At 56.7% G+C, this 11,256-nt stretch carries 10 protein-coding genes; 4 read left to right on the top strand and 6 right to left on the bottom strand.

The features are described 5' to 3' along the window. Positions 1-87 precede the first annotated feature (87 nt). Both ACOVQ0_RS01680 and ACOVQ0_RS01675 read right to left on the bottom strand, forming a co-directional pair. A complete protein-coding gene (locus tag ACOVQ0_RS01680) occupies positions 88-291 on the bottom strand; it encodes a hypothetical protein (RefSeq protein ID WP_421879362.1) in 204 nt (67 codons plus the stop codon). A gap of 303 nt (positions 292-594) precedes the next feature. Then, a complete protein-coding gene (locus tag ACOVQ0_RS01675; RefSeq protein WP_421879359.1) occupies positions 595-1,230 on the bottom strand; it encodes a response regulator transcription factor in 636 nt (211 codons plus the stop codon). A 1,286-nt stretch (positions 1,231-2,516) separates the two neighbouring features. Between ACOVQ0_RS01675 and ACOVQ0_RS01670 the strand changes: the two genes are divergently transcribed. After that, the gene (locus ACOVQ0_RS01670; protein ID WP_421879355.1) at positions 2,517-2,969 is read left to right on the top strand and encodes a transcriptional regulator; all 453 of its coding nucleotides are present in this window, start codon (positions 2,517-2,519) and stop codon (positions 2,967-2,969) included. A 240-nt stretch (positions 2,970-3,209) separates the two neighbouring features. Here ACOVQ0_RS01670 and ACOVQ0_RS01665 read toward each other — a convergent pair whose 3' ends face one another. Together ACOVQ0_RS01665 and ACOVQ0_RS01660 are read right to left on the bottom strand one after the other, a co-directional pair. Then, positions 3,210-3,416: a hypothetical protein gene (locus ACOVQ0_RS01665; RefSeq protein WP_421879351.1), complete on the bottom strand. Its 207-nt coding sequence runs from the start codon at positions 3,414-3,416 to the stop codon at positions 3,210-3,212. Positions 3,417-3,746: 330 nt separating this feature from the next. Next, positions 3,747-4,235 carry a winged helix DNA-binding protein gene (locus ACOVQ0_RS01660; RefSeq protein WP_421879348.1) on the bottom strand — a complete coding sequence of 163 codons (489 nt, stop codon included), beginning with the start codon at positions 4,233-4,235 and terminating at the stop codon, positions 3,747-3,749. Positions 4,236-5,553: 1,318 nt separating this feature from the next. On the opposite strand from ACOVQ0_RS01660, the gene ACOVQ0_RS01655 reads away from it, so the two are divergent. From ACOVQ0_RS01655 to ACOVQ0_RS01645, 3 genes are all read left to right on the top strand, one after another. Continuing rightward, positions 5,554-6,159 (top strand): hypothetical protein, encoded by a 606-nt coding sequence (locus tag ACOVQ0_RS01655; protein WP_421879364.1) that lies wholly within the window; start codon positions 5,554-5,556, stop codon positions 6,157-6,159. Positions 6,160-6,706: 547 nt separating this feature from the next. Continuing rightward, the gene (locus ACOVQ0_RS01650) at positions 6,707-7,381 is read left to right on the top strand and encodes a response regulator transcription factor (protein ID WP_421879346.1); all 675 of its coding nucleotides are present in this window, start codon (positions 6,707-6,709) and stop codon (positions 7,379-7,381) included. Then, positions 7,378-8,739, top strand: a complete 1,362-nt coding sequence (locus ACOVQ0_RS01645; RefSeq protein WP_421879343.1) for a sensor histidine kinase — start codon at positions 7,378-7,380, stop codon at positions 8,737-8,739. Before ACOVQ0_RS01650 ends, ACOVQ0_RS01645 begins: the two co-directional genes overlap by 4 nt. Before the next feature lie 511 nt (positions 8,740-9,250). Here ACOVQ0_RS01645 and ACOVQ0_RS01640 read toward each other — a convergent pair. Together ACOVQ0_RS01640 and ACOVQ0_RS01635 are read right to left on the bottom strand one after the other, a co-directional pair. Next, the gene (locus ACOVQ0_RS01640) at positions 9,251-9,964 is read right to left on the bottom strand and encodes a response regulator (RefSeq protein ID WP_421879339.1); all 714 of its coding nucleotides are present in this window, start codon (positions 9,962-9,964) and stop codon (positions 9,251-9,253) included. Then, positions 9,961-11,256, bottom strand: a 1,296-nt coding sequence (locus ACOVQ0_RS01635; RefSeq protein WP_421879335.1) for a response regulator, incomplete at its 5' end; no start/stop codon positions are given. The genes ACOVQ0_RS01635 and ACOVQ0_RS01640, both read right to left, overlap by 4 nt.

Here is an 11,256-nt window from a genome sequence, read left to right as displayed (position 1 = left end):
TGAACGCTGGCGCAGGAATAACGGTAAGCGCTTCAAGAAACGGGCTGCCGAACAGACGAGCCCGCTCTCGGACGAGAGGGTTGTGGTTCATTTGGACATAGCCACTGCGATGTCTCGGCGCGCCTCAACCATCTTGCCTACATCCTTCTGTATTTGCGACAGGCCAAAACTGAAAAACCATTTCTTTTTGGTTCCTTTAGGCGCCGAAAGCCCTAATAAACTCAAGCCACTACAGTTTACCTGCTGAAGCTTCAGATGGTCAGCACCGTACATATCGAAGCTGACCTCCATCAACAGGCATCAGACACACGCCTCCACCACATGGAACCACAATATTGAAGATTGAATTGTTTTCCCGATAGAACGGCGCCATTGCCCTTTTCTTGAACACTAAGGAAGTCGGCTGAAGCGGCGTCCACAGATCTTTCGTATATTCGCTAGGCGTTTAAATCGTCCCTCTTTCCAGGCGCTGCCTGAAACGAGCCCTGTGTGCTGCAATTCCCGGGCCAGGGCGCCATTGCAGGAAGCGTATCCTGTGGCGCGGAGCATAAGAACGCCCGAAAAGTCATCCGCGCCAGCTGACCCACTTTGCAGTTACGACAAGATCATCGCCGAGCCGATGGTTGATTCCATTTTCAGCCGGATGGCTTCAGCCGAGTGGCGAGCCCCCAGTTTCGACATCATGTTTGCTCGATGAATTTCAACCGTGCGCGGGCTGATCTCGAGCTGACGGGCGATTTCCTTGTTGGATCCTCCGTTGACAAGATGATCAAGAACTTCGCGTTCACGGCCACTCAGCGCAGAAAGCCGCTGCCGCGCCTCGATGGCTCGCTTGCGAACTTCGCACACCATCGGCGCTTCCCGCGAGATCCGCGACAGACAATTGCTAAGGCGTTCAGGTTTGAGCGGCAGAGCCAAGTAGTCGAGCGCACCGGCTTTGACGGCGTCGACGACACGAGTGGCCGAGGGATTTTCGTCCATAGCGACAACCGGCAAGGAGATACCCAGGGTCATCAAACGGTTCATAATAAAATCGATGCCGCCATGCTCAGGGCAATCCCGAACCACTATCACGCCCGAGCGCGGAGGGTGGGCTGCGAGCTCAGACAGATCGCTGTAAAGCTCACAGTGGTGGCCTAACGACATCCCGACCCGGACAATCTCGGCTCTGGTCTGCGTGTCGCTCTCGACGAAGTGAAGCGGCATATTGGTGGTTTGTTCCTGGTGCATGGTCTTCCCCTGTTCGATGCCTAGACAATTACGAACGGAGTCATGGTAAACGACGAATTATGATCCCAGTAGAAATCCGTAAAGCGCACGCAGTGCCGAGGTTTTTGCTGCAGGTACGCCCTGGTAAATGGCCCATTTTGGGTGAAACAGATCTCCGAAATGGACCAAGTCATCCAACCGGCAATCTTTTGTGCTCCAACGCGCTGCGAGACGGCTTAGTCTGCATACGGAATTGGGAAGTCAGGTAGCCAGGGTCTGTCATTACTCCTATCGCGGGTGTGCTTGGATTCCGCAGTTCGATCCGCCCTGCAATGGCTCCATGGAGAAGGCGCTCCGCGCGCCAGTCTGTGAACCGAAATTTGTCAAATAGGATCAACGGCTTTTAGCACGCAGTGATGACGCATCGGCAAGAGTCGCGGAACCGGCATCACGCGCGTTCAAAAGCCGGCGTGTATTGGTGACGTTCTCGTGCTTCGCGGGTTAGAACTGTTTGCGGGTCGAGACCGCTGGCTGTGAGGCGATCGGTACGAAGGCCATGCAAGACCTCCGCCCCCCTTTGTCAGGTCCGGCAGGCTGCGCGCTCTGCGCTCACCGCCGGCCCAGCCCGTCTCATTGTTAGGTTGATGATCAGATGCGAAGGTCGTACTGTCCGACCGTCTTCAGCGTCCCGATATGAAGATCGGGCGGCGGTCGTTGATACTCGGCGGCCGCCGCCTGTACCCTCGAGGGACGACAAGTCCTGACAGGAACGAAGCGTGTGGCCACGCCATGCGCCGCAACCGGACTGTGGTTGCTGCCAATTCCGCCTCTTCTGACTAGCCAACATCGTGGCGTCCGCCATGTGGATGGCCGCAGCGTTCGGCCCTGCACCGTGGGGTGAGCCAACACGTGACCCAATGTTGCCATGCTCCTGCTCTTGCGGCATCCGCCTGGAAGCGTCGATGCAGCTATTGACGATCTGTCTCGAGGCGTCCCTTCGCCGTGCACTGGCGAGCGACAAGCGCGAGGGCCAGCAGCGAGAGCTCTCGGCAACAATCTTCGTGATGGGAACAATACCTCAATGAGCCGTAACTTGGCCTGATGCCCCTGACCCGACGATCCTCTCAGCGCATGCCCGCACGATACTGACCAAGATCATGGACGAGTCCGGCCGACAGTCATTTTTCAAAAATCTTGCGGAAAGGGCAAAGCAACTTGTAGTTTACCATTGGCTTTAATGATATCATCAAGTCCGCTACGCAATAATACGTCTCAACCGAGAGATCTTCCGCGCATGGTGGTTTAGAATGGATATTAAGAGACTCGCCCAAAAAATCGAGGCGGCACAATTCATCCTAGACGAAATCCGCAAGGAAAGTGGCTGCGAAGCCTTTAACAGCGATTATACTGTGAGAGAAGGCCGGCAGGAGACAGCACTGCAAACAGCTGAACGCGCCTATAATGAGCGACGTGAGCGGGCCAAACATTTCAACAATCAGCAGATTTTTGGAGAGCCCGCCTGGGATCTCTTGCTCGATATGTATATCCATCAGGCGCGTGATGAAAAGGTCACAGTAAAGAGTGCGGTGCTTGAGTCAGGGGCTGGGGAAGGTACAGCGCAGCGTTGGCTCACGGTTTTGGACAGTGAAGGCCTGATTTGTTCTCAAATCGACCCCACGGACAGCCGCAAGTGCTTTTTGCGACTTACGCCTGAAGGTTATGAAAGCATCACCCGCTATCTTGAAGAGATCGGCAGATAAGCGCAGCAAACCGGCGCGGCACGGCCTCGTCCGGATACGCTAAGCTATTGGCCCCGAGCCGGCGATAGGTCAAAGTATCGATCAGGGTGCCATACCTTACGCACCCCATCTTAGCCTCCCCTCACCTTGAATAAGGCTGGCATGTGCCCAGTAAGGCCGATACCCGGCTTCGTCCGGGTGATCGCCTCTTGCAGTCAAGTTTTAACGAGACGCGTTGTCAGGCCCTCTTGGCCGGCGCATTCATTTGATCGCGGGGAACCGCCTCGCCAGCGCAGCAACGACGGCCGGGTGAATTGGTAGGGAGAATGCCAAGCCGGCAAGCTGCCCGCTGCGCCAGATCGGAAGGCACTGGCTGTTGAGATAGCTTTCGATCCTTAGAGTATAGAGTGTATCGGTAGCGATCAGACAGCCCGGTGAGGTTTCAACCAGCAAGCCCTCGTCCGACATGTTGAGGACTGTGGCAGATATTGCCTCACCAAGGTTGCTGTGAAGTTGCGCTGGAATCCGCAACGAGGTCCGCAAACCCCACCGCCTCTCCGTACGGCCTCGATCATTATTACCTGAATCCGGCCTATGGTTTGCCTGCGCCATCTCGTCCTCTGCCCCCCGACAGCAAGCTGTATGTCTTCAAGAGGCTAAGCCTTTATGAACAGCGCTCGGAGATAGCAGAGTGGAGCGACAGTCTCTGTGTTGCGCCCCGCTTGATCGAGCCCCTGCAAGGACAGGGGGGTTGGTAATGGGACGGGCGCCGCGAGAGGGTGGCGGCGCCCGATCAACTCATAGATGGCACGCCAGAGCGCGCTCCACCTTGACCCGGCCACCGTCGGTCAGTTCGATAACGTAACGGCGCTTGTCTTCGGGATCTGCTTTCCTCTCAACGAGGTGGCTGCTTTCGAGCACTTGTAGCCAGCGAAGACCCGTTGTGGTTGGGCAAGCACCACCGATACACGCACTGGTGACCGATATGCGCCTGCCAAGCACCTTGGCCTGGTAGAGATCAAGCATCATGTCCCATGCGGGACTTACGGCGAAACCTGCCATCCCGAATATGGTGTCGATTTGGCGCCTTGCAGTGTAGACCTTTGCCGCAAGAGCCACGAGCGTGCTCTCGGTCGGAATGGTCGCCATCTCTTCGTCAGAATGGGTGCGCAGCTCAATCGCTAGCGCCTCCAAGGTGTCGGCGATCTTCGCCCGCCGATCAAACTGCCCCACCGATGGCGCGGCACGGACACGCCCAACACTATTTTTAACGAGTTCCGAACGCATAGCACTCCCCTGCTTGACCTAGGGACAACACCTTCAGGTAGGTAACTTACTTGACTAAGGTAAGTTGGTACTGCGGATAAACTAAGTGGTGACTCCTACCCTATACGCATAAAAACCTAAAAGCGCACGCTTTCGCCTCCGTTAGCCCACATTCTCAGCCGCCTAGCGCAAAACCATATCCGTCGAGTGCGGCTGAACGCTCGATAGACAGCTAATCGTCGTGTCGCGCGAGCGTTAGGCTAGTGTAAGCTGTGGCCCATATGTGTGGTCGATCCGGGAAAGGTCCCGAACAGCTGGACAAGCCTTCCCTCCCCTACCGGGCGGTCATGCATTGCGAGCGACTGGCTCGGGGTCTGAGGTAATCGGCAGTATCGAGCCGCGATGATTTCAAGAGCACCGGTTTCCAGCTTCCAGAGGCGTGGAAGCGAGTGCCAAGAGGTTTGAGCGGGCGCGATCTGATGCGGGTGTGGGGCTTGACGCTCTGACGCTGCGAATCCCCCTGCCAGAGTCGTTTGTCCACCGGGCTGTGCGGCAGTACAGAGAGGGAAATGCATTTTGCCCGCCCTTTTCACGGGGCAAGGTCTGAATGTAGCAGATTGGGACGCCAGACATTTGCATGTCGGTTTCTTCCTCCGGGATGGGCTCATAAGCCAAACATTAACCTAATTCATCTTGCCGCAAGGTCCGATTCCCGAATATCATGTGTCTCGGATGAAAACTTAAGATGACAACGTCGCCAGAAACACGCGTCCAATCCATTGATCGTGCCATAGCATTGGCCGAGGCGGCGCTTATTGTCTGCGATGAGCTGGGGCTGCTTTTCCCGGCGATCGACCTGTCGTCTGCAATCGACAAGTTGCAGGCTCTGCGCGAGACGCCCGAGAAAGACTGACGCCACCCCCGCGAGGTTCGCCCGATACGTCCGGACACGTAATTCCCATTCACGACAATACCTTTGGCTAGCAGCTAACGGTGATCGTTCTGTGAAGCCTAACGCGGCCAGTCAGTATGCCTGTCGTAGGCTACATCAAATGCGCCCTCTGCAATGGACTCCTTGGGCCAGGCTGCATTCAATCGCTGGCGCGCATAGAGATCGGTCCGCCAGATGAGTGCGGCAGATGCGTCGCGGCCATCACGCGATAGCTGGTACATTGGCGAGATGTGATGCGCTTATCTGGAGCGACTGACCGTAAAGAGAATCGCGTGTGACACTTTACCGCCGGGCAAAGTGTCACAGACGACAAAGCTTTGCCCCCGCATCAGGGTTGAAGAAGAGGGATTCACAAGAGTCACTCTTTGTGCTTATTTGAATCCTGTAATGTTCCCGACCTCATCACGCCCGCAACCTTCCGAGATCTCGCTCTTGCTGGACTGCCTGGCCCGGACGAGTTCGCGCCCACGATACGCTTTCATGGTGCTAAGCCTGATAGCCGAGGTCGCCAGCCCCGAGGGTGAAGCAGGCCCCTTCATTCGCCGGAGCCAGGAACAGCTGACCCTGCGCGACTTTCTTTGCGATAGCCTCACTCCCATGGGAATGCGTGCTCCGCGCAGGCGTGCGCTCACTGAAAGGGTCGCTTCCGATCTGGCAAGACAGAAACTCCTCCCCGCCGACCCGGACGCTGCTGAGCATATGATTAACGACGAGGTACACCGGCGCGTGCGCGCGTCGGGAAAGACCAATCTAAGCCGTGCAGTATCCGAACTGGTCAGCGCTGGTCTGCTGAAGCGCTACTACAAGGGCTACGCAGTCGACCACGAGAACCGCGGTGCACAACGTCACGCAGTCTATGTCCTTTGCGGCATAGCTCGCTGCCTTGTCAGGTCACGGGCCTCTTCGTCCATCAGCAGCACAGAATTGACAGCTGCGTTCCGGCCCGCACCACAGCAGACCATGCCCCTGCTCCATTTCTCCGGCCTAGAATGATACGCGCCTAAACGCGGCGCCCGAATGCCTCACCAAGTGATCGGAGTCCTCCACAAGATACGCAAGATGCAGCCACTTTCCGATCTTCGCCCGAACATCAGATAGCTGGCCGGCGGCCATGGCCCCTTTGTATTAGCAGGTAAGGTTGGCAACAGATCACAACCCGGCAGCGAGATGGGTTCGGTTTGCGGCTACCACCCCGCTGCCAACTGCTCTCGACCAGTCGGACCTCCCAAGACCATCGCGCCAGTATCGGCCGGCCACCTGGGTGGTGGCAATCGACACTGCAGCCAATGCGATATCGCGTGTGAAGTTTACTCCGCATATCTTTATAATGTATTGTATTTTTCTGATAGTTGCAGAACCCCCTTCCCGCTTGGCGGCGGAAGTTTGCAGAAAAATGCGGTTTCTTTCTTACCCCGACGGCAAGCTTGGCTAACGCTGCCGAAAAAGGGGTGAAAAGCAGGTCCCGGAACCAACCCGCCAGCTTGAAGGTGGCGACGCCCCAAGGTAGCTTCGGGCAAATGAGCAGGTCGCCAATTAGAACTTGGCAGCTCTGGATCTGGTCAATTACGACGAGGCAATCACGCTGAGGACTGGGGAGGTCTCCGTGGAAGGAAAGACTGTCTTCATCGTCGATGACGATGAGGATATCGGCCAATCGATTGGATCTTTGCTGCGTTCGCTAAGGTATCGGGTCGAGGTCTTTACCGCGCCCATGAGCTTCCTCGAACGGGCACAGGCGGGCATTTCAGGGTGCGTTCTCCTTGATATGCGCCTGCCGGTGGTAAGCGGCCTGGAAATCCAGCGGCGGCTTCGCGAAGCAAAGCGCACGATCCCGATCATCTTTCTCACAGCGCACGGCGATATCGAGATGGCTGTAGCGGCCATGAAGGCTGGCGCCGCCGAATTCTTGCCCAAGCCATTCCGCGAGCAACAGCTGATCGACGCGGTCGCCGACGCAATGGCCCGTTCAGAACAGACCGAGGAAGCCGACCGGATCCGCAACGACTACAAGGCCAGCCTTCTGCTCCTGTCGCCAAAAGAGCGCGAAGTTCTGGACGACTTGTCGGCCGGTCTCCAGGTGAAGGAAGTCGCCACCAACCGCAATCTAAGTCCCTCGACTGTCCGAGTGCATCGACGCAACATAAGATCCAAGATCCAAGGAAAGAATCTGGGCGCATTCGTGATGCTACACAACACGTATCGGCATCAGCCATGACGCGGCTGGAGCAGCACCTTATTTTGACCCAGTCGGAATGGGGCGGGCTTCTATCGAACAAGAAGATTTCAGGCTTCGCCCAGATAGCAATCGCAATTGGTTTCATACTCTTATTTATCAATGATCGGCACTCATTTCTGAGTGGGGCAATATCATTATACTCATTTTACACATTCACCATATTCTTCACGCTTGCCGTGTGCTCGTTGAGCGTATACCTCAAGAAATATTTTGTTTTACCTTTTGCAATCATTATTTTCAATTCGTCCTATATAATATTAAATCTGCATGATGTATTCATACTTGGCATGCCCATAAAGGTCATCACAGTATGTTATTCAGTGATGTACTTTGTTATAAACGCTATCGTATTCAAATTATACGTGGTTTTGGCGATGAATCTGGCAGTGTTTGCCGCAGTGTTCGCCTGCGCGGCGCAGTCCTCGCGGATCATCGAGGCGGCAGGCGACCCGCAAGCGCAACCGTTCATGCTCAGCGCCCTAGTGCTGAGCGCAGCAGGCTTGTTGCTGCAGCATCTCGTCCTGACCGTGCGGGGCATGTTGATCGAGCAACTTGGCGCCGCAAGGCTTCAGATGGCGGCGCTCGAGGCCCAAATAGAAATTGAAAATGCGAGGCGTGAGGCACGCGAGAGGAGTATCCAGCTCAACCGCATTTCGGTTGTCGAGGCGCTCGGAGCGAGCATCGCCCACGAGATCAACCAACCGATCGCGGCAGCTTTGACCTATTCCCGAGCGGCCCGAAACTGGGCCGCCATCGAATGTGAGGGTGCGCCCGAGACTCTACGCGCCGTCGCCGGGGTCGAAAACAATGTCGACCGGGCCGCGAGACTAATCGACAATATCCGCCTCCTGACAACAAACAAGGATCGCAGCTATGCTCTGGCCGACGTGGCGGAGATCGTCAGGGATCAGGTGAACCTGGTGCAGGCTGAATTCGACAACCGTGGCATCAAACTCCTGCTTGAACCGCCAGCATCAGACACAACCGCGCTGGTCTGCGCCCCGGAGATTGCTCTTGCCGTCGTCAATCTCTTGCGAAATGCCATGGAGGCGTTCGACGTGTCCGCTGAAGGCAGCGTGGTCTCTGTCGCCTGCCGGAGGACAGAGCCTGACTGGATTGAGGTGCTGATCGTTGACAATGGCAAAGGCATGGCTCCAGAGGATTTGCAAAGGGCCTTCGGTGCATTCCACAGCACAAAGGAAACCGGGGCCGGCATCGGCCTTTCCATCTGTCAGGAAGTTGCAGAACACCATTCCGGTTCGATATCCCTGACCCCCAATATGGGAGGCGGGATAACCGCAACGCTCCGGCTAGCCGGAAGGCCGCATGCCCCCTAAACGTTTTGATTATTTGTTACGCGTTTCGCTTAGAAATGCACACGTTTCGACAATTGCTGCTCTTGTAAGTTCTATGTAGCCTGCGCTCATGCCACTGTAATGATGGGGAGCGCGACAGTGCAAAACATAACGGGGCGAAGCCCTAAAGGGGCCGCAGTCGCTATCCTTGGTGACGGGAGCTGCTTCGGGGAAACTCTGACCACGGATTTGCAAAAGCAGATCGTCGGTGATCTGAAGCAGATCCTGATCAGACTGGATGTCCTCGAGCTTTGGCTCCCCGGAATTCATGTGTCGTCAGCAATCGATGCAGTCCAGAAGGCAGTCCCCGCCGACCAAGCCCTACCGGAGGCGTGAAAAGGAGAACCAGCGCCTGTACGCTCCGTAGTCACACGTCAGCCGGTTGAATCTGGCCATCACGCAATCCGACAGAATTCGCTAACGCGTACACCGCGAAGCACCCTGAAGACTCAAGGGGAGTATCGCGCTTTGCGCCCCCATTTGCCATGGCGCGCTATTGCTCCTGGACCATGAGATTTCGCAGTAGTTCCTTGATCTCGTACATCACCGCAAGATTGGGTGTTTTGCCTGCGACAATGCTATCAAATACAAGATCAAATTTCTCTGCAATCTCCGCCAGATCAACGCCACTGTCATGTGCACCCACGTCATGTGCTGCTGACCGCTTGGCCAACTGCTGTTCGAGCTGCTTGCGCAGCGCAATCTCCGCTTCCAGCTCGCCGTTCAGATCAGCAAGGATCAGACTGCGCATGGTCACTTTCTCATCAAGTGCCGCATTGGACATGCGCAGTGCGGAGGCGTGCCCCTGCTTCTGCAGATGGGAATCGATACGCGCACGCAACACCGCGAAATCGATCGGCTTGGTGACATAGTCATCAGCCCCGGCTTCAAGCGCTTCGATCGTCGCCTCATTCTCGGCACGGGCTGTGACCATGATCACCGGTAAATCAACCAGGGCCGGATCCGAACGCAAGTGGCGAAGCACCTCTATACCGTTCATGTTGGGCATCATGTAATCAAGCAGGACGATGTCCGGTCGGGTCCGGGTCAGCAATTCAAGCGCGGCCTCGCCGCTCTCGACGCTGATCGCATGATACTTGTTCAGCTCTAGTTGACGGCACAAGACCGAACGGTTCGCTGCCATGTCATCGACCACCAGCACCGTCACGCTGTTGTGGTCCGGATCGATCCGCGCAGTTTCAATCACGCTCGCACTCCGTCAGCTCTGCCCGCCTGGGCATTGGAAAGGGCTTCAGCCAAACGGCTGGGGCTCAGGCCGGTCTTCGAAAGGACGCGGTGCACCTTGCTTTCGAGCGCGCTGGCATCCTCATGGCTCATCGCCTTCCCGGTGAGTACGAACAATAGCGGTTTGGGACGATCGGTCGATGCTCCAATCCATTCCACGAGGTCGTGCCCATCGAGCTCGGGCATGCGCAGATCCGTGATGACGAAATCGAAGTCGCAATCACGCAGCAAGGCCTGTGCTTCCCTGCCGTTGGCTGCCACGCTGACCGTGTAGCCGGCACGTTCCATACCCCGGCTGTACATCCTGGTCGTGGCCTCATCGTCATCTACAATCAGGAGATGGCCCGAACGCCGCGTAGCATATTGTGCGAGCACGCCACTCACCTCAGTCCGGCTGATCGGCTTGATCAAATGCTCGCAGGCTCCGGCATTGATGGTTTTCTTGCGGTCCTCGCTGACAGAGACCACCACCACCGGTGTGGAGCTGAGCTGCGGATCATCCCGCAGCACTTGGAGCACATCGAGGCCGCTGACCGTCGGCAGCGCGAGATCGAGCAGGATGATCGACGGATTATAACGACGGATCAGCGCAAGGCCCTGGTCACCGTCAGGCGCGACCAGTGCTGCATAGCCGGCCTGCATCGCCATTCGCTCCAGCAGTTTGGCAGCACTCGGCTCATCATCAATCACAATCGCCAGCGGTTTGGAGCTATCGAGGTCTGCGTCGCACAGTGGGAAGACATCCTGCTCATCGGCGCAGAGAACCGCCGGATCGATTGCGCTCTCAGCGCGATCAAGCTCTGCCTTGATGCGCAAGGTAAAGTTCGAGCCCATGCCGAGGCGCGATTCCACCTCGATCGATCCGCCCAGAAGCTGAGCGAAACGCTGCGTTATCGTAAGGCCCAGACCTGTTCCGCCAAAGCGGCGGGTTGTGGTCGCATCGGCCTGACTGAAGGGCTGGAACAGCTTGCCGATCTGCTCCTCGCTCATGCCGATCCCCGTGTCCGAGACGAAGAAAACCAGATCGCGCTCTTCGCGCCGCGCGAGGATGAAGATCCGCCCGTTTTCAGTGAACTTGCAAGCATTCGAGCCCAGATTGAGCAGCGATTGTCGCAGCTTGACCGAGTCCGATCGGGCGATACCAATGTCATCGGCCAGCTGGACCTGAATGCGATTGCCGCGCTGCATCGCCATCGGCTCGAGCATCTTGCTGCACTCCAGCACAATGTTCGACACGTCGAATTCGTGAATATC

This window comes from Novosphingobium sp. (assembly GCF_049240505.1).
Taxonomy (GTDB): domain Bacteria; phylum Pseudomonadota; class Alphaproteobacteria; order Sphingomonadales; family Sphingomonadaceae; genus Novosphingobium.
This window is presented reverse-complemented; position numbering and strand designations above follow the sequence as displayed.

Coding starts and splice junctions, on each gene's coding strand:
- ACOVQ0_RS01680 (WP_421879362.1), bottom strand. CDS start 291: ATGGAGGTCAGCTTCGATATGTACGGTGCTGACCATCTGAAGCTTCAG.
- ACOVQ0_RS01675 (WP_421879359.1), bottom strand. CDS start 1,230: ATGCACCAGGAACAAACCACCAATATGCCGCTTCACTTCGTCGAGAGC.
- ACOVQ0_RS01670 (WP_421879355.1), top strand. CDS start 2,517: ATGGATATTAAGAGACTCGCCCAAAAAATCGAGGCGGCACAATTCATC.
- ACOVQ0_RS01665 (WP_421879351.1), bottom strand. CDS start 3,416: ATGTCGGACGAGGGCTTGCTGGTTGAAACCTCACCGGGCTGTCTGATC.
- ACOVQ0_RS01660 (WP_421879348.1), bottom strand. CDS start 4,235: ATGCGTTCGGAACTCGTTAAAAATAGTGTTGGGCGTGTCCGTGCCGCG.
- ACOVQ0_RS01655 (WP_421879364.1), top strand. CDS start 5,554: ATGTTCCCGACCTCATCACGCCCGCAACCTTCCGAGATCTCGCTCTTG.
- ACOVQ0_RS01645 (WP_421879343.1), top strand. CDS start 7,378: ATGACGCGGCTGGAGCAGCACCTTATTTTGACCCAGTCGGAATGGGGC.